Annotated in this window: 19 protein-coding genes; 11 read left to right on the top strand and 8 right to left on the bottom strand. The window is 45.5% G+C overall.

Going from position 1 to position 16,914, the window contains the following annotated elements:
* Nucleotides 1-22: 22 nt before the first annotated feature.
* Both L2744_RS11640 and hemG (L2744_RS11635) read left to right on the top strand, forming a co-directional pair.
* Nucleotides 23-1,480, top strand: a complete 1,458-nt coding sequence (locus L2744_RS11640) for a TrkH family potassium uptake protein (protein WP_248992059.1) — start codon at nt 23-25, stop codon at nt 1,478-1,480.
* A gap of 2 nt (nt 1,481-1,482) precedes the next feature.
* Nucleotides 1,483-2,007, top strand: coding sequence for a menaquinone-dependent protoporphyrinogen IX dehydrogenase (gene hemG, locus L2744_RS11635; protein WP_248992058.1), 525 nt, complete (start codon nt 1,483-1,485; stop codon nt 2,005-2,007).
* Nucleotides 2,008-2,056: 49 nt separating this feature from the next.
* On the opposite strand, the gene L2744_RS11630 is transcribed toward hemG (L2744_RS11635), so the two are convergent.
* Complete coding sequence (locus L2744_RS11630) at nt 2,057-2,365, bottom strand: ArsR/SmtB family transcription factor (protein WP_248992057.1); 309 nt, start codon at nt 2,363-2,365, stop codon at nt 2,057-2,059.
* A gap of 202 nt (nt 2,366-2,567) precedes the next feature.
* On the opposite strand from L2744_RS11630, the gene hemG (L2744_RS11625) reads away from it, so the two are divergent.
* Complete coding sequence (hemG, locus tag L2744_RS11625) at nt 2,568-3,122, top strand: menaquinone-dependent protoporphyrinogen IX dehydrogenase (RefSeq protein ID WP_248992056.1); 555 nt, start codon at nt 2,568-2,570, stop codon at nt 3,120-3,122.
* A gap of 46 nt (nt 3,123-3,168) precedes the next feature.
* Here the strand turns inward: hemG (L2744_RS11625) and L2744_RS11620 are convergent, their stop codons facing one another.
* Genes L2744_RS11620 through def form a run of 5 tightly spaced genes read right to left on the bottom strand, consistent with a single transcriptional unit; the run spans nt 3,169 to nt 8,827 of the window.
* A complete protein-coding gene (locus L2744_RS11620; RefSeq protein ID WP_248992055.1) occupies nt 3,169-4,611 on the bottom strand; it encodes a TrkH family potassium uptake protein in 1,443 nt (480 codons plus the stop codon).
* Nucleotides 4,612-4,631: 20 nt separating this feature from the next.
* A complete protein-coding gene (gene trkA / locus L2744_RS11615; protein ID WP_248992054.1) occupies nt 4,632-6,041 on the bottom strand; it encodes a Trk system potassium transporter TrkA in 1,410 nt (469 codons plus the stop codon).
* A 15-nt stretch (nt 6,042-6,056) separates the two neighbouring features.
* On the bottom strand, nt 6,057-7,346 hold the full coding sequence (gene rsmB, locus L2744_RS11610; RefSeq protein ID WP_248992053.1) for a 16S rRNA (cytosine(967)-C(5))-methyltransferase RsmB: 1,290 nt from the start codon (nt 7,344-7,346) through the stop codon (nt 6,057-6,059).
* A 2-nt stretch (nt 7,347-7,348) separates the two neighbouring features.
* Nucleotides 7,349-8,305: a methionyl-tRNA formyltransferase gene (fmt, locus tag L2744_RS11605; protein WP_248992052.1), complete on the bottom strand. Its 957-nt coding sequence runs from the start codon at nt 8,303-8,305 to the stop codon at nt 7,349-7,351.
* 9 nt (nt 8,306-8,314) lie between these two features.
* On the bottom strand, nt 8,315-8,827 hold the full coding sequence (gene def / locus L2744_RS11600) for a peptide deformylase (protein ID WP_248992051.1): 513 nt from the start codon (nt 8,825-8,827) through the stop codon (nt 8,315-8,317).
* Between the two features lie 125 nt (nt 8,828-8,952).
* On the opposite strand from def, the gene L2744_RS11595 reads away from it, so the two are divergent.
* The 6 genes from L2744_RS11595 (at nt 8,953) to hemF (ending at nt 13,984) form a co-directional block, all read left to right on the top strand.
* A complete protein-coding gene (locus L2744_RS11595) occupies nt 8,953-10,077 on the top strand; it encodes a LysM peptidoglycan-binding domain-containing protein (protein ID WP_248992050.1) in 1,125 nt (374 codons plus the stop codon).
* 11 nt (nt 10,078-10,088) lie between these two features.
* A complete protein-coding gene (gene dprA, locus L2744_RS11590) occupies nt 10,089-11,177 on the top strand; it encodes a DNA-processing protein DprA (RefSeq protein WP_446539694.1) in 1,089 nt (362 codons plus the stop codon).
* 2 nt (nt 11,178-11,179) lie between these two features.
* On the top strand, nt 11,180-11,653 hold the full coding sequence (locus L2744_RS11585; RefSeq protein WP_248992049.1) for a DUF494 family protein: 474 nt from the start codon (nt 11,180-11,182) through the stop codon (nt 11,651-11,653).
* Between the two features lie 119 nt (nt 11,654-11,772).
* Nucleotides 11,773-12,336 (top strand): DNA topoisomerase family protein, encoded by a 564-nt coding sequence (locus L2744_RS11580; protein WP_248992048.1) that lies wholly within the window; start codon nt 11,773-11,775, stop codon nt 12,334-12,336.
* Nucleotides 12,337-12,483: 147 nt separating this feature from the next.
* Nucleotides 12,484-13,050: an L-threonylcarbamoyladenylate synthase type 1 TsaC gene (gene tsaC, locus L2744_RS11575; RefSeq protein ID WP_248992047.1), complete on the top strand. Its 567-nt coding sequence runs from the start codon at nt 12,484-12,486 to the stop codon at nt 13,048-13,050.
* A 25-nt stretch (nt 13,051-13,075) separates the two neighbouring features.
* On the top strand, nt 13,076-13,984 hold the full coding sequence (hemF, locus tag L2744_RS11570) for an oxygen-dependent coproporphyrinogen oxidase (protein ID WP_248992096.1): 909 nt from the start codon (nt 13,076-13,078) through the stop codon (nt 13,982-13,984).
* A 34-nt stretch (nt 13,985-14,018) separates the two neighbouring features.
* Here hemF and L2744_RS11565 read toward each other — a convergent pair whose 3' ends face one another.
* Nucleotides 14,019-14,456 carry a group II truncated hemoglobin gene (locus L2744_RS11565; protein WP_248992046.1) on the bottom strand — a complete coding sequence of 146 codons (438 nt, stop codon included), beginning with the start codon at nt 14,454-14,456 and terminating at the stop codon, nt 14,019-14,021.
* A gap of 152 nt (nt 14,457-14,608) precedes the next feature.
* Here L2744_RS11565 and aroE point away from each other — a divergent pair, with 152 nt between their 5' ends.
* On the top strand, nt 14,609-15,457 hold the full coding sequence (gene aroE / locus L2744_RS11560) for a shikimate dehydrogenase (RefSeq protein WP_248992095.1): 849 nt from the start codon (nt 14,609-14,611) through the stop codon (nt 15,455-15,457).
* Between the two features lie 5 nt (nt 15,458-15,462).
* Nucleotides 15,463-15,738 carry a DUF1488 family protein gene (locus tag L2744_RS11555; RefSeq protein ID WP_248992045.1) on the top strand — a complete coding sequence of 92 codons (276 nt, stop codon included), beginning with the start codon at nt 15,463-15,465 and terminating at the stop codon, nt 15,736-15,738.
* A 134-nt stretch (nt 15,739-15,872) separates the two neighbouring features.
* Here L2744_RS11555 and L2744_RS11550 read toward each other — a convergent pair whose 3' ends face one another.
* Nucleotides 15,873-16,421 carry a gamma carbonic anhydrase family protein gene (locus L2744_RS11550; RefSeq protein ID WP_248992044.1) on the bottom strand — a complete coding sequence of 183 codons (549 nt, stop codon included), beginning with the start codon at nt 16,419-16,421 and terminating at the stop codon, nt 15,873-15,875.
* Nucleotides 16,422-16,914: the final 493 nt, after the last annotated feature.

Raw genomic sequence — 16,914 nt, 5'->3', positions numbered from 1 at the left:
ATGGAATGATTGAATTCGCTTAATGCAATATAAAACCATAATAAGAATCATAGGTCTGTTAATCGGCTTATTTTCCATCACTATGCTGCCACCAGCACTGATCGCTATTTGGTATAACGATGGTGGAGGTACGGCATTTATTCAAGCATTCTTTGTTAGTTTATTTATTGGTTTTTGGCTTTGGTACCCTAATCGCGGCTGTAAAGAAGAACTACGTACCCGAGAGGGTTTTTTGATCGTTGTTCTATTTTGGACTGTACTTGGTTCTATCGGGGCCCTGCCATTTATTTTCTCTAATCAGCCAGATCTTAGTTGGACTGACAGTTTCTTTGAATCTTTTTCGGCGCTCACCACTACAGGGGCTACGGTCATTGTTGGGCTTGATTCTTTGCCCAAAGCCATTTTATTTTATCGGCATATGCTGCAATGGCTTGGCGGTATGGGGATCATTGTGCTCGCTGTTGCAATTTTACCCGTGCTTGGTGTTGGTGGGATGCAGCTTTATCGTGCTGAAATCCCTGGACCCGTCAAAGACAGTAAGATGACACCTAGGATAGCCGAAACGGCTAAGGCTTTGTGGTATATCTATTTACTGTTAACTATTTCCTGCGCAGGGGCCTATTGGTTGGCGGGAATGAGTATTTTTGATGCGGTATGCCACTCTTTCTCAACCATAGCTATTGGTGGGTTTTCGACTCACGATGCCAGCATGGGCTATTTTGATAGCCCAGTGATCAATCTGATTTGTGTGTTCTTTTTAATTATCTCTGCGGTTAACTTCAGTGTGCATTTTGCGGCATTCTCGCGACGAGGCATTAACGTTAGAGTCTATTTTAAAGATGCCGAATTTAAGATGCTGGTGGCGATTCAACTTATTCTTACCGCGATTTGTTTTCTCACGCTTTATCATTCCGGTATTTATGATTCGCCGGAAGAAACCTTCGACCATGCCTTATTTCAGGCGGTTTCAGTTGCCACCACTGCTGGATTCGGCACGGATAGCTTTCATATGTGGCCGCTATTTTTACCCATGTTATTAATATTTTCGAGCTTTATTGGCGGTTGTGGCGGCTCAACTGCGGGTGGTATAAAAGTTATTCGCGTGATTCTATTGCTACTGCAGGGCTCCCGTGAACTTAAGCGATTGGTGCACCCTAAGGCGATGTTTTCGATAAGGATTGGCTCTAAAGCCTTACCCGACCGTGTAGTCGATGCTGTATGGGGGTTTTTCTCCGCCTATGCTCTCGTGTTTGTGGTTTGTATGCTTGCGCTTATGGCCATGGGATTAGACGATATTACCGCCTTTAGCGCCACGGCTGCTTGCTTAAACAATCTAGGCCCTGGTTTAGGTGAGGTAGCGAGTAATTATGCCAGCATTGGCGATGGCGCAAAGTGGGTGCTTGTGGTGGCTATGCTGTTTGGACGCCTCGAAGTCTTTACCTTACTGATTTTGTTTACGCCAACCTTTTGGAAACATTAAAGATGCAGACGTTAATAATTTACTCGACAATTGATGGTCAAACATTGGCAATCTGCCAAAGAATGAAACTGTTTGCAGAGCAGGCGGGAGAAAAAGTTTCGCTGGTCACGTTAGAGCAGGCAGAAGCACTGAGTCTGGTTGATTTTGATAAAGTGTTGATCGGTGCCAGCATTCGTTATGGAAAATATAGGGCTGAGTTATATCAGTTTGTTAATCGTCACCATGCGGTATTAGATACTAAAATTAACGGTTTTTTTTCCGTGAATGTAGTGGCTCGTAAGCCCTTAAAAAATACACCAGAAACCAATCCTTATATGCAAAAGTTTTTAAAACTCTCCCTATGGCAACCCCAGCAGTTGGCGGTATTTGCCGGTAAGATTGATTACCCAAAGTACGGTTTTTTCGATCGTACCATGATACGTTTCATCATGTGGATGACCAAAGGGCCAACCGATATCAAGGGGACTTTTGAGTTTACCGATTGGGCTAAGGTAGATGCTTTTGGTAATGACTTTAGTCAACGTTAGAAAGATTGAAGCCCCAAATCTTGAATAGATAGGGGCTTTAATTTAGCCATTACACCGCGCAGTAGCGATTGTGCAAAATAGAAATCACTTGGGTAACTTGTTCATTCTTCAGTTTATAGTAAACAATTTGCGAGCTCTTACGGGTATCCACTAAATCTTCGGCCCGTAACACAGCTAGATGTTGGGATAGAGCCGATTGACTTAAGGGTACTGTGGCATTGAGTTCTGTTACGCTCAATTCTTTATCTAGCAATAGGCACAAAATCATTAGGCGATAAGGATTCGCTATGGCTTTAAGCCATTTAGCTGCACTTTCCGCATTAGTTACCATTGCATCTACATCTATATCATTTTGCATAAGGTCACTCACTTTATCGCTTATTTTATTAGATAACTCTAATTGGACATATCAGTAAACGCAATCATACTGCTCGACAATGCAGATCTCAATTTTTGAATAACAGAATATGAGATACCGCTGATTTGTGATCCTATCAGAGGATTATTTAACGGAATATCGCCACAATGGTGGCATTACTTCAGTGGATTGAGAACTTCCTATGATACGCGTCCTCGTACTTTATTTTACCCGTGGTGGTCATACTGCCAAGATTGCCAGTGCGATTGCTGATCAATTAAAAGCTCGTGGTGCGCAGGTTGACTTAGTTGATATCAACAGTGCCGCTGCGACTCGGATTAACTGGCCCGATTATGATGTCGTTGCCTTAGGTGCCTGTGTGCTCTATGGCACCTATGATAAGAGCGTGTTCCAATTTATAGAACAGCATGCACAGGCTCTGGGCGCATTACCGAACAGCTTCTTCTGCGTGAACGTGGTTGCAAGAAATCCTGAAAAACGGATCCCAGAAAATAATAAATATCTGCAAAAGTTTATTGCGCTATCGCCATGGACTCCCGCAGATCTGAAGATTATTGCTGGTAAAGTGGATTATCCATCTTGGCCTTGGTATGACAGATTGATGATCCAGTTGATTATGAAAATAACCAAAGGTCCAACGGATCCTAAGGCGGTTATTGATTATACAGATTGGGAAGATGTGAAAGTTTATGCCGATCATCTACTGGAGTTAGCTGAAGTCAACGAAGCCGTCTAGCAAAAAATGCGCTTACAGGTTTAAGCGCATTTTTATTTCGACTCAATTAATATTTCCAGAAACTCGGATGGAAGAGTACCGCGACAGTGAGGATCTCTAGTCGTCCCAATAACATACCGAGTGATAATACCCATTTAGCGAGATCGGGTAAGCTTGAGAAATTACCAGCAGGGCCAATGATAGGGCCTAAACCTGGTCCTACGTTGGTCACAGCGGTGATAGCGCCAGTGAAACTGGTCATAGGATCGAGCCCAGTAAGCACTAAAGTTACTGATAATCCAACAATCACCAGCACAAACAATAAGACGAAGGTAATGAGTGATCGCACAATATCTTCACTAATAATGCGATTATTATAGCGCTCTCTAAAGAGACCATTTGGATGGCACTGTTGCTTCAATTGCTCGCGCATAATGGCGCCTGCAATTTGAAAGCGGAAGATCTTAATCCCCCCCGATGTCGAGCCTGAGCAACCGCCCACAAACATTAAAAACAAAAAGACGATATTGGCAAAAGCGCCCCAAGCACCATAATCAGTTAGGCCATACCCTGTTGTTGTGACAACGGAAACCACGTTAAAGCTGGATAAGCGTAGTGCATCCAGTAGTGCAATATCACGGGTTTGCCAAAGCCAAAATCCAACGGAGCAGGAGACAAAGGTTAGGAAGAATAAAAATCCCCTAACTTGTGCATCATTCCAAATATTTAGATCCCGCTGTTGAATCGTGTGCACAAACATCAATAGTGGCAAACCACCTGCCGCCATAAACACGATACTAACCCAGTGTGCTGAGTTTGAAAAAGCCCCCATTGAGTTATCAGAAGTGGAATAACCACCTGTAGATATCGTTGTCATGGCATGGTTGATGGCTTGAAACCAAGTCATACCAGCCAAGTGGTAGGCAATACAACAAATAATGGTGAGTAAAATATAGATAAAAAATAAGTGCTTAGCCATATTTTGTGTGCGAGGGACTGCCTTGTCACTCCAATCAGAAGATTCAGTACGAAATAACCGCATTCCTCCGACGTTTAAGAAGGGCAGAATTGCAACGGCCATTACAATAAAGCCAATTCCTCCTAGCCATTGTAGTAACGATCGCCAGATCAGGATGCTATGGTCCATGGTATCTAAGCCTGAAAGTACCGTTGAACCAGTAGTAGTAATGCCTGACATAGTTTCAAAAAATGCATCCGTATAGCCAATACCGTGATAGAGGGTAAAGGGCATGGCCGCAAATAGGCTTACGATTAACCAAGTTAGGCTGGTCAGCAAAAACATATCGCGGATATTGAGGTGGATAGTTTTACTTTGACCATTATGCAAACAAAGGCTGGCGCAGATCCCTGTTGCCAATGCGGATATCATAAAAGAACCCACAGTTTCTTCGCCACTGAAAGCGGCAAGGAGCAGGGGGATAAACATAAAGGCTGTTAACATGGAAAGAAACAGCCCTAAAATAAACAATAGTGGTCTGAAATTCAGCATAAAGTAGTGACTTTAATGACCTAAAAAAAGAAAGCACTAGGTTGGAAAAGTTTTTCGACTTCACCGACAAACTTTTTATTCACCAAGAATAAGATGACATGATCTCCCTGTTCTATCACTGTTTTATCATGGGCCATCAGTACTTCATCATTGCGGACAATAGCACCTATGGTCGTTCCTGGTGGTAACTTGATATCACCAATGGCTTTGCCAACCACCTTAGAGGTGCTGGAGTCGCCATGGGCAATGGCTTCAATAGCCTCGGCGGCGCCGCGGCGTAAGGAGTAGACGTTACAAATATCACCCTGACGAATATGGGTGAGTAGGGCTGAAATTGTTGCCTGCTGCGGGGAAATAGCGATATCGATATTGGCTTCTTGTACAATATCGACATAGGCCTCACGCTGGATTAGCACCATCACTTTTTTTGCGCCCATACGCTTTGCTAAAAGAGCCGACATAATGTTGGCTTCATCATCATTAGTGACGGCAATAAACACATCGGTTTGGTCAATATGTTCTTCGAGTAGTAATTCTTGATCCGAAGCATCACCACAAAATACAGTTGTATTTTCGAGTTGTTCCGAAAGCGATTCTGCTCGCTCAAATTTGTGTTCGATAAGTTTTACCGAGTGGGTACGTTCTAGGCGTTTTGCTAACCCTAATCCTATGTTACCGCCGCCAGCGATCATAATATTACGGTAGGTATTATCGAGCTTTTGCATTTCGCTCATAACGGCGCGAATATGGCGACTGTCGGCGACGAAAAATACCTCATCATCGGCTTCAATAATTGTCGTTCCGCGCGGCATAATGGGCCTACCCTGGCGGAAAATTGCTGCGACTCGGGTATCTATATTGGGCATATGTTCGCGTAGCGCCGCTAGTGCATTACCCACTAATGGACCACCGTAATAGGCGCGCACTGCGACTAAGCTTAACTTGCCTTCGGCAAACTCGAGCACTTGCAATGCACCTGGATATTCAACAAGGCGCTGGATGTAAGCGGTCACTAACTGTTCTGGGGCGATTAATTCGTCGATCACGAAGCCACCACGGGGACGGCCGTCACTATTCTTGGTTTCGCTATCAATAAAGAGTTTATCGCGCATTGCCAGATAGGGCTCTGAGCGGATGCGTGCAATTTTAGTGGGAGTACCAAATAAGCTGTAGGCAATTTGGCAGGCGGCCATATTACATTCATCGCTATTAGTGACCGCAATTAACATGTCTGCATCTTCGGCACCAGCTTCTTTTAGCACATCTGGATGGGCTCCATGGCCTGCCACAACGCGAAGGTCATATTTATCCTGTAGGGCACGTAATTTTGATCTGTCGCTATCGACTATGGTGATGTCATTGTTTTCGCCCACCAAATTTTCGGCCAAAGTTCCCCCAACCTGACCCGCACCTAATATGATAATTTTCATGGCCTTGCTTACTTCCTACTTATGGGTCGCTTTCAATAAACGGGCGTAATAAAACCCATCCATATTGTCTTGTCCTGGCGTGATTTGCCAACCTATATCCTGTGGCGAATTTTGCTGGGCGAGTATGTCTAGCTTAGCATCTGCCGTTCTATCTAAAAATGCACTGATCTGGTCGCGGTTTTCCTGCGGTAAAATTGAGCAAGTGGCATAAAGTAGCGTGCCACCGGGCTTCAGCCACTTCCAGCAATGATCGAGAATTTGCAGTTGTAACTGTGCCAGCTCTTCGATGTCATGGTTTTTACGCAACCATTTGATATCGGGATGACGGCGGATCACCCCTGTGGCTGAACAGGGGGCATCCAGTAAGATACGATCAAATAGTCCACCTTGCCACCATGAGCCAATATTGGCCGCATCGCCATGGATAAGCTCCGCTTTTAATGATAGGCGATCAAGATTCTGTTGCACTCGCTCAAGGCGTTTGGCATCAAAATCAACAGCGACTAATTTGATGCTCGGTTCAAGTTCGAGTAAATGGCTACTTTTTCCACCTGGCGCCGCGCAGGCATCGAGTATTAACTCATTGGCTTGCGGGGCGAGTAAGGTCGCCGCCCATTGCGCTGCGCCATCTTGTACTGATGCCGCGCCTTCATGGAAGCGTGGCAGTGTGGCGACATCCTTTGGATGGGCTAAGAGAATGGCATCAGCACTACTGCCTTCGCTCGCTTCAATGTCGAGTTCGGCTAAGGCTGCAAGGTATTCGGTACGGCTCTGGGATAAGCGATTGTTACGCAGCCACATCGGTGGGCGTTCATGGCTTTGTTGAATGATGTCTTGCCACTGCTCGGGATAGGCTTCTTTTAAGCGCTTAATCAACCAAGCAGGTGTGTTGTAGCTTAAGGTGTCTGATTCAGTGCTCAGTGGCGAAAGCTGGCGCTGAATGTTGCGCAGTACACCGTTAACTACCTTGACCATGCCTTCAAATTTTAATTGGCGACAGGCTTCGGCGGTTTCTGAAATCGCGGCGTGGCTCGGAATGCGCGTGAAGTAAAGCTGATAGCAACCTATGATCAGCAGCTGGTGGATAATCCTTTGCTTGCCTTTGAGGGGTTTCGCTAGGCATTCACTGATGCGTTTCTCTATTTGCGGCAGAGTGCGCATCACGCCGTAGCAGAGCTCGGCGAGTAGGGCTTTATCTTTGCCGCTGGCAAGGTGCTTTTGCTGTTCGGGCAGTGCCACTGACAGTGACACGCCTTTCTCTAATACTTCGAAGATGGCTTTCGCAGCTAGCGCGCGCAAGTTCATGATTATTGTGCCTCGTTTGCGAGGCGAGTGTTCGGGCTAAACCATTCACCTCGAGCATTGAGAATATCGGCAACATTGAGTGGCTTTTTCCCCGGTAGCTGCATACTTAGTAGGGTTAATACACCGTCGCCAGTTGCGACTTCTATGCCTTTCTTGCTGGCACTGATGATAGTGCCGGGAGCGGCTGTGCTGGTAGTTTCGCTGACTTGGGTTTGCCACACTTTAATAGTGTTTCCTTGGTGCTCAAAGTAACTCACTGGCCAAGGATTAAAGGCGCGGACTTCTTGCCATAACTGTTTAGCAGATTTATTCCAGTCGAGCCGGGCTTCTTCTTTACTGAGTTTTTCAGCGTAGTTAGCTAAGGCTTCATCTTGTTTTTCAGCGGCTAAGGTGCCGTTTGCTAAACCTTTAAGGGCTTGCAATAGGGCAACGGGACCTTGTTCAGCCAGTTTCTCGTAAAGGCTTGCTGAAGTGTCGCTATCTTCAATCGGCAAATAAGTTTTAAGCAGCATGTCGCCCGTATCTAGACCGACATCCATTTGCATGACGGTCACCCCCGTTTCTTTGTCGCCCGCCCATAGGGCACGCTGAATGGGTGCGGCACCGCGCCAGCGAGGTAAAATAGAACCATGAACATTAATACAACCTAAGCGCGGCGTATCTAGTACAACCTTGGGTAAAATCAGGCCATAGGCAACCACCACCATAATATCGGCGTTGATAGCGGCAAGTTCTTGTTGTGCAGGTTCTTTACGTAATGATCCCGGTTGATATACAGGAATATTGTTGGCGACAGCTAGTTCTTTTACTGGGCTAGCGGTGAGTTTTTTGCCGCGCCCTGCGGGTCTATCGGGTTGAGTGTAAACACCAATCACATTGTGTTGTGAGTCGATCAAAGCCTGCAGATGGCGAGCGGCAAAATCCGGTGTTCCGGCAAAAATGATGTTGAGTTGTTTCAAATCCGAATCCTATGCTTCTTTGGCGTCCAATCGGGCCGCTTTTTCAAGTTTTTGTTTGATCCGCTGACGTTTTAGCGGCGACAAATAATCGACAAACAATTTGCCCTTTAGGTGATCCATTTCATGTTGAATGCAGATGGCAAATAACTCATCGGCTTCAACAATAAATTCGCTACCATTCCTGTCCAATGCTTTTACTGTGACAAATTCAGCTCGATCAACTTTGGCATAGATACCAGGAACAGACAGACAACCCTCTTCATTACAAAAATCACCACTACTGGCGATAATTTCAGGATTGATGAACACCTTTGGGCGCTCGACTTCGTCTTGTAAGTCCATGATGATAAGTTGTTTGTGGTAATCGACTTGCGTTGCGGCAAGTCCAATACCCTTTTCTTGGTACATTGTTTCAAACATGTTATCAATTTGAGTTTGCAACTCAGCATCAAACTCAGTGATGGGTTTGGCTTGGAGCCTTAGTCTTTCATCGGGAAAGCGTAAAACGTTTAATAGTGCCATACTTAAACTCTTAACAAGTCTGTCAAATTTCGGTCAGTTAGTTATACTGACTAATGCTAATGGGCTAATTTTAATCTTTAGTGCCTATCAATAATAGTAAAAGCTCTATTTAGGGCCCAAACAACATGGACCACACCATGAAACGGTTAATTTTACTCGTGTTAATGACATTTAGTTGCACGTTTGTTTCCGCTGATACTCTTACGCTTAAAGCGGGGTATCCAGAGTCATATGTGGTAAAAAAGGGCGATACCCTATGGGATATTTCCGCAACTTTTTTAAATGATCCGTGGAAATGGCCCCGCCTATGGGATGTTAACCCACAGATTGCAAACCCTCATCTAATTTATCCTGGCGATCAACTGACATTAATCTTTATTGATGGCCAACCTAGGCTTGTGCGTAATAGTTCGAGTGCAGGAAAACCCTTTGTAAGAAAGAGTCCAGAAGGGCGCATTATTGCTAAGAGCAACGCTGTTCCAGCGGTAGACCTTGCTCTTATTGAGAATTATCTAGTTCAGAATCGTGTTGTCGATTCTAACTGGCTTGCCGAGCAGCCAATGGTATTAGCGGGTGAAAGTCCTTCACGTCACCATATTATTGGTGACGTGGTTTATATCAACAGCATATTACCTCTACACCAAAAGTATGGTGTTTACGAACGTGGTAGAGCATTTTTTAATAAAGAGTCGGGTGAAGCGTTGGGACAAGAGGCTATCTTGGCATCCACTGGGCAAGTCATTGAATCTGGGAAAGTGTCAAAAATTAAATTACTGAGTAGTTTTCGAGAGACAAAAGCGGGTTTTAAGGTGCTACCAATGGAGGACGACTCCCTGATGTCAGCATACTTTACCCCCAAGCCTGCTCAGTTAAAAAGCCCTGCCTCAGTTTTAGCGACCGAATCTGCAATGCGTGAAGCGGGTAAGCTGAATGTAGTCTATTTAGATAAAGGAGCCCAAGACGGTGTCGAGCCTGGCAATGTGTTCTCAATTTACCGTGATGGTGAAGAAATAGTCATTAACCATGACGGCTCACCTGTTCCAGCGCTTGAACGTACCGCCTATGACAACATAGTGGCATCGGTCTCATCGGATCGCGCGATTAAAATGCCGGACGTTTACCATGGCAAGCTATTGGTATTTAAAGTATTCGATAAAGCGAGTTTAGGGTTAATTATCTCTACTGAACGCCCTGTTCGAGTTGATGACAAGCTAATTTCGCCTGATTCTTTAGCATTTAGAGGTCAATAATTACTGAAAATTTGGTCGATTGGTTAGTTGTTAGTGCTGTATCTGGGCTCGGACCCGCTCGGATCCAACAATTATTAATGCACATGGATGTGGACGATCTTAGACAGAGGTTAGAGCACGAAAGACAAGCACTACCTCTATCCGATCAACTACTCCATAGCCTTAGTATTGATTATCAAAAAGTGGATCTGGCCCTCGAATGGCAGCAATACTCCTCTGAGAATTACTTGATTTGCTTCTCCGATCCGCTTTATCCACCGTTATTAAAGCAATTGTCCGATCCACCCATGGTACTCTTTGTTAAAGGTTGCTTGGAGGCATTAGCTCTTCCTTACCTTGCGATTGTCGGGAGCCGTAATGCTTCACCTGGAGGCTTACAGGTCGCTTATCAACTGGCTACTGAGATGTCATCCCTTGGTTTTGGTATCTGTAGTGGTATGGCAATGGGCATTGATGGTGCGGCGCATAAAGCCTGTGTTGACCACAATAAGAGGACGATTGCTGTACTGGGAACAGGTATTGATACCGTCTACCCCCGCAGACATCGACAGCTTTATGAGAATATTCAGCAGCAAGGCTGTATACTCAGCGAGTTTTGGCCGGATATTGGACCATTTGCGGGCAATTTCCCAAAACGAAATCGTATTATAAGCGGTCTTTCTCTTGGTACGCTGGTGGTTGAGGCATGCCGTAAGAGTGGTTCATTAATCACCGCTAGGTTGGCTATGGAACAAGGGCGCGAAGTGTTTGCAGTTCCTGGGTCCATTTTGGGTGGTTACCACCAAGGTTGTCATGATTTATTACGCGATGGGGCAAAACTTGTGGAAACCGCGGCCGATATAGTGGAAGAGTTGGGAAGTTTAACGGCTTTTCACCTTGAAGAATTGAAGTTATGCCACCATATACAGCAGAGTGATATTTGTCATTTGCCATTTTCTTCACTGTTAGCTAGTGTAGGTTATGAAACTACAACAATTGATGCTGTGGTCGAACATAGTGGAAAAACGATAGATCTGGTGTTAGAACAAATGCTTGAACTTGAGTTGCAAGGTTGGGTTATCGCAGTACCCGGTGGTTACGTCAGAGTAAAGAGGAGCTAGCCATGTTTGATATCCTCATGTATCTATTTGAAAACTATGTTCACAGTGAAGTTGAACTACTAGTGGATGAAGACGAGTTAACCAAGGAACTCACTCGTGCCGGATTTCATCAATCCGAGATTTTAAAAGCATTAACTTGGTTGGAGCGTCTAGCTGAGTTGCAGGAAGGTGATAAGCCGTACCTATGCAACCATGACCAGCATTCATTTCGTATCTACACTAAGGACGAAATGGAAAAATTGGATGTGGAATCTCGAGGTTTCTTGCTGTTTTTAGAGCAAGTCAAAGTGCTGAATGTCGAAACCCGTGAAATGGTTATTGACAGAGTGATGGAGCTCGATGAACCCTCTTTGATCCTTGAAGATCTGAAATGGGTTATCTTGATGGTGCTATTTAATGCCCCTGGTCATGAATCAGCCTATGAGCAAATGGAAGATTTAATCTTCGAACAGCCCGAAGGCCGACTGCATTCTTAATTGTTGTGAAAGATGAATTATGAGAGAAAGGAGGCTAAGACCTCCTTTTTTGATGCCATAAATTCCTTGATGGCACTGCGCTTGATATCCTAATGCGCTACGACAGGTGGTGAATGATTATGTCTAAGATTGATGAACAATTATTTAGTGCCCACGAACACGCACTGGAAAAAGAATACGAACTTTGCCCTGAATGTGGCAGCGAGTTGTCGGTAAAACACAGTAAGCACGGCGGTTTTATTGGCTGTAATAATTACCCTAACTGTAATTACACTCGACCTTTAGTGCAGCACGAATCGATTGAGACTCAGGTAATTGAAGGTTCGGTTTGTCCTGAATGCGGCCACGAATTGGCGGTCAAATCTGGGCGCTTTGGGATCTTTATCGGTTGTACTCAATATCCTAGCTGCACGCATATTGAAAAACAGGATCAAGCGAGTGATAAGCCTGAAATTCCTTGCCCTGAATGCAAAGCGGGTAAGCTTGAGCACAGAACGAGTCGCTTCGGAAAGAGTTTTTATGCCTGTAGCGCTTACCCTAAGTGCAAGTTTATTGTGAATTATCCACCGGTTGCTGAAGATTGCCCAAGCTGTGGTTTTGGGATCTTAGTCGAGCGTAAAGGAGCCGCTGGGATGCGTTTAGAATGTCCGCAAAAAAGCTGTAAATACAAAAGAGCACTTTAGTTTATTGTGTGATCTGCATCTTAATATTTGGCCGATGAAAGTGGCTTGAGTATAATCCTCGGCTGACCGCAGATGGGGCGGTCAGTATTCGAATTTATCCAATAATTTGATTGTTGAAATCGACAATACTCAAAAGGTGATCCTAAGATGCTGCAGCTGCACCCATCTGACATAAAAGATATTGTGCTTAACGGTGGCGTTATCGCTTATCCAACCGAGGCGGTTTATGGCCTAGGTTGCGATCCTGATAACGACACAGCTATCCAAAAGTTATTGGCAGTTAAACAGCGTCCATGGCAAAAGGGACTGATCTTAGTCGCCAGTGATTTTCAGCAGTTGTTACCCTATGTTGATGAATCACAATTGACCGCAGAGCAGCTCGAATTAGCATTCTCCAAGTGGCCAGGGCCATTTACCTTTGTGATGCCAATCAAAGCGCAGGTTTCAAAATACCTCTGTGGCGAATTTGACTCTATCGCAGTGCGAGTATCGGCCCATGCTGGAGTACAAGCTTTGTGCCGCGCGCTCAATAAACCTTTAGTGTCGACCAGTGCTAACCTTGCGGGTGAAGATCCAGCATTAACTGCCGATGAAATCCTCGCAGATTTTACAGGTAAAATTGATGCACTCGTATTAGGTGAACTCGGTGAGCAACGTCAGCCCTCGACCATTATCGATGCGCGAAGCGGTAAGATTTTACGAAATGGACAATGAGCAAACCAATAATAAGGATAACAAGATGAGTGTGCCTGATGCTTCTGTGGTAAAAGCGTTTTTACTCGATCTACAAAACCGAATTTGTGCTGGTTTACAGACACTGGATGGCCAAGCAACGTTTGCCGCCGATTCATGGATTCGCGCCGAAGGTGGTGGTGGCACTAGCCGAGTATTAACTCAAGGTGCAGTGTTCGAGCAAGCTGGGGTGAACTTTTCCCATGTGACTGGCGCGGCTATGCCGGCGTCGGCAACGGCGCATCGCCCAGAGCTGGCGGGTCGCAGTTTTGAAGCTATGGGCGTTTCTTTAGTTATTCATCCTAATAATCCTTATATCCCAACGACTCACGCTAATGTGCGTTTCTTTATCGCCCAAAAAGAGGGCGCCGATCCCGTGTGGTGGTTTGGTGGTGGCTTTGACTTAACGCCTTATTATCCCTTTGAGGAAGATGTGCGCGAGTGGCACCAAACGTCTAAGGATATTTGTGCGCCTTTTGGGGATGAGGTTTATCCCAAGTATAAGAAATGGTGCGATGAGTATTTCTTCCTGCCGCATCGTAATGAAACTCGCGGTGTGGGTGGACTGTTTTTCGATGACTTGAATCAAGACGGATTCGAGCAAAGCTTTAGCTTTATGCAAGCTGTGGGCAATGGCTTCTTAACCGCCTACGCGCCGATTGTTGAACGTCGTAAAACAACTGAATTTGGTGAGCGTGAGCGTCAGTTCCAACTCTATCGTCGTGGCCGTTATGTTGAGTTCAACTTAGTCTACGACAGGGGCACTTTGTTTGGCCTGCAGACAGGCGGGCGTACCGAGTCTATCTTAATGTCGATGCCGCCATTAGTGCGTTGGCAATATGCTTATATGCCAGAGGCGGGAAGCCCAGAGGCGGACTTGTACGATAACTACCTCAAACCCCGCGACTGGGTTTAGTCGTTAATCTTATAAAGTGGATACTGCATCCACTTTATTGATTACGCATATGATCGGCCAGAGTTGAAATCGCCTTATAAATGGCGGCTCGATGCTCTGGCTTTTTAATATTCTCTTCAATTGCAAACTTCATACAAAACAGCCATTGATCACGCATCGCCTCATCGACGGCGAAATGCATGTGCCGTGCTCGCAATGCGGGATGACCATACTTTTGCTGATAAAGTTGCGGCCCGCCGAGCCAACCACTTAAAAATTCAAACAACTTCTGCTCTGACTCCGCGATTGGCGCCCTGTGAATGGCAAATAGTGTTGTCGTTTCTGCCGAGCTTGCCATCTTCTGATAAAAGCATTTTGTGATAGCGCGGATCACTTTTTCACCGCCGATTAAGTCGTAGGCGTTAGATTGGCTAGGATCGCGATCATCCTGCGGCGGAGTGTGTTTACTAAAAATCTTTTTAAGCCAGTTCATTGGAATAGTCGTTCACTAAAATAGAAACTCTGAGTCGATGGCGCATTATAGCGTGAAACCTAGCGTGAAATTTAGTTGAGCATAATTCGACTTGCGTGGGCTCAAAAGCGCGCTAGACTGCAAAGCCATTGAACCTAAAATTTAATATCGCTATGACAGACAGATACGCAGTGTTTGGCAATCCAATTAGCCACAGTAAATCGCCGTTCATCCATGGACAATTTGCCGCGCCTACCCAAGAGTCATTAACCTATGAAGCCATTCTCGCTCCGGTCGATGGTTTTGAAGCCTCATTGACGGCGTTTTTCAATGCGGGCGGCAAGGGTGCCAATGTCACTGTGCCTTTTAAGGAGCAAGCTTTTGCGCTGTGTAACAGTCTCAGCCCCGAAGCCAAACTCGCTGGCGCGGTAAACACCTTAAGTTTATTGGCCGATGGCACAATTCGCGGTGATAACACCGACGGCTTAGGGCTGGTGGCCGATCTCATCGCTAACTTAGGCAGCCTGCAAGATAAACGAATCTTACTCATTGGCGCTGGCGGCGCGGCGCGCGGTTGTATTCTGCCGTTATTAAATGCGGGAATTGCACAATTGACAATCAGCAATCGCACTCACACTAAGGCGCAACTTCTGGTCGATATTTTTACCTCGGTGGATGAAGGTGTCTACGCGAGTAAAGTCAACGCCGTAGAAATGAATGAGCTTGCGGGCGAGTTCAATATCGTCATTAATTCAACCTCGGCTAGCCTTGCGGGCGAGTTGCCACCCGTGCCAGCGCATATCATCACCACGCAAACTGTTTGCTATGACATGATGTATGGCGCCTCAGTTACCGCTTTTAACCAATGGGCACTCTCCCAAGGTGCTGCGAAGGTTATTGATGGGCTCGGCATGTTAGTCGGACAAGCGGCTAAGAGTTTTACCCTATGGCGAGGTATCGAGCCCGACACTCAAGTGGTATTAAATCTTTTGAGAGATAAGCTAATGGCTGAGCCTAAGTAGGAAGCATGAATCAAAGTATTCTTTTCCCCGAACTGCAATATTGGGACGACGCCCACAAGCGAGTCTGCTTTATAGCGCAGTCACAGGGGATGAACATCAAGTGCTATATCAGTGTGAATAAGTTAGCCGAGCTGAATGATTTCTCCAAGCAGCCGAATGCCGATGAAGCCGCCGCTATGCTGGCATTGTTTGATGCGGTGAGATTTGATGCCGAAGAAATGGCGGAAGACTTAATCGAAGCCGAAGAGTTTGATGAGTTTGGCGCAGTACACTTAGGCTAAACTTATCGAGCTTAGATAGTTTTCTGAATCAGCGAATAGCAAAAGGCGGCAGAGACTGAATGAGTCTTTGCCGCCTTTCTTATATAGCTATAGTGACGCTAAGCGATTAACAGTAAGCGACTAACTAAAAGTGACTAGAGGTTTTGTAGCTCAACTAAGTATTCGTTTTTCAGTCTGACATAGTTGTCGGCAGATTCTGGCAAAAAGGCTATCTCGGCAGCCGTTAGTGGGCGAGCCTGCTTAACTGGGCTCCCCACATATAAATAGCCACTCTGTAATACCTTGCCCGGCGGCACTAAAGAGCCCGCACCTAAGATCACATCATCTTCTAATATCGCACCGTCGAGAATAATCGCACCCATGCCCACTAATACTCGGTTACCGACTTTGCAACCGTGAAGCATAGCCTTGTGACCAATAGTCACATCATCACCAATAATCAGTGGATGACCATCGGGACGAGAAGCTGACTTACGGGTCACATGTAATATGCTACCGTCTTGGACGTTCGAGCGCTTACCAATACGAATATGGTTAACATCACCACGCGCCGCCACCATAGGCCAAATACTGGCATCAGTATCTAACGCAATATCGCCAACAAGCACCGAAGCTTCATCTACATACACGTTATTGCCTAATTGAGGATGAATACCTTGGTAAGTTCTGAGTGGCCCTGACATAGAAAAGTCCCTAATTGAGTGATTTTTAGCATTATAAAGGTTAAAAACTAGCGGGTCAGGTCAAATATCCAACGAACAGTGAGAAAATGACAATTATCTTAAAAATAGGGGTTGCGCAAAATCTCCTGCTGCCTATAATGCGCATCCACTGACACGGCAGACAGCGCAAGCAAGCTGACGAGTTAGGTTGAATTGAGCAGCTTACTCTCTGTTGAGAATGGCACTTAATTCAATCGCAGCAAGAAGTTGTTAAAAACTCCTTGACGCGAAACGGGAAATGCGTAGAATACGCAGCCCTGAGTTGACGAGAAGTCAGCCCTAGCCAACTGGAAGCGTTCGACGCTCAGTGTGGTACTCAAGTTCTCTTACGAGGTTGAGTTGTTCTTTAACAAGATAAAACAAGAAATCTGTGTGGACACTCACAGGTGTTGAGTTAATCGAAACTGCTTAGCCTTCGGGTTGGCAGTCAAAGAATTAAATCAATGATGAAGAG

This window comes from Shewanella profunda (assembly GCF_023283765.1).
Lineage (GTDB): Bacteria > Pseudomonadota > Gammaproteobacteria > Enterobacterales > Shewanellaceae > Shewanella > Shewanella profunda.
This window is presented reverse-complemented; position numbering and strand designations above follow the sequence as displayed.

Excerpts from the sequence above, each read along its gene's own strand:
- L2744_RS11640 (WP_248992059.1), top strand. The coding sequence starts at position 23 with ATGCAATATAAAACCATAATAAGAATCATAGGTCTGTTAATCGGCTTA.
- hemG (WP_248992058.1), top strand. The coding sequence starts at position 1,483 with ATGCAGACGTTAATAATTTACTCGACAATTGATGGTCAAACATTGGCA.
- L2744_RS11630 (WP_248992057.1), bottom strand. The coding sequence starts at position 2,365 with ATGCAAAATGATATAGATGTAGATGCAATGGTAACTAATGCGGAAAGT.
- hemG (WP_248992056.1), top strand. The coding sequence starts at position 2,568 with ATGATACGCGTCCTCGTACTTTATTTTACCCGTGGTGGTCATACTGCC.
- L2744_RS11620 (WP_248992055.1), bottom strand. The coding sequence starts at position 4,611 with ATGCTGAATTTCAGACCACTATTGTTTATTTTAGGGCTGTTTCTTTCC.
- trkA (WP_248992054.1), bottom strand. The coding sequence starts at position 6,041 with ATGAAAATTATCATATTAGGTGCGGGTCAGGTTGGGGGAACTTTGGCC.
- rsmB (WP_248992053.1), bottom strand. The coding sequence starts at position 7,346 with ATGAACTTGCGCGCGCTAGCTGCGAAAGCCATCTTCGAAGTATTAGAG.
- def (WP_248992051.1), bottom strand. The coding sequence starts at position 8,827 with ATGGCACTATTAAACGTTTTACGCTTTCCCGATGAAAGACTAAGGCTC.
- L2744_RS11595 (WP_248992050.1), top strand. The coding sequence starts at position 8,953 with ATGGACCACACCATGAAACGGTTAATTTTACTCGTGTTAATGACATTT.
- L2744_RS11585 (WP_248992049.1), top strand. The coding sequence starts at position 11,180 with ATGTTTGATATCCTCATGTATCTATTTGAAAACTATGTTCACAGTGAA.
- L2744_RS11580 (WP_248992048.1), top strand. The coding sequence starts at position 11,773 with ATGTCTAAGATTGATGAACAATTATTTAGTGCCCACGAACACGCACTG.
- tsaC (WP_248992047.1), top strand. The coding sequence starts at position 12,484 with ATGCTGCAGCTGCACCCATCTGACATAAAAGATATTGTGCTTAACGGT.
- hemF (WP_248992096.1), top strand. The coding sequence starts at position 13,076 with ATGAGTGTGCCTGATGCTTCTGTGGTAAAAGCGTTTTTACTCGATCTA.
- L2744_RS11565 (WP_248992046.1), bottom strand. The coding sequence starts at position 14,456 with ATGAACTGGCTTAAAAAGATTTTTAGTAAACACACTCCGCCGCAGGAT.
- aroE (WP_248992095.1), top strand. The coding sequence starts at position 14,609 with ATGACAGACAGATACGCAGTGTTTGGCAATCCAATTAGCCACAGTAAA.
- L2744_RS11555 (WP_248992045.1), top strand. The coding sequence starts at position 15,463 with ATGAATCAAAGTATTCTTTTCCCCGAACTGCAATATTGGGACGACGCC.
- L2744_RS11550 (WP_248992044.1), bottom strand. The coding sequence starts at position 16,421 with ATGTCAGGGCCACTCAGAACTTACCAAGGTATTCATCCTCAATTAGGC.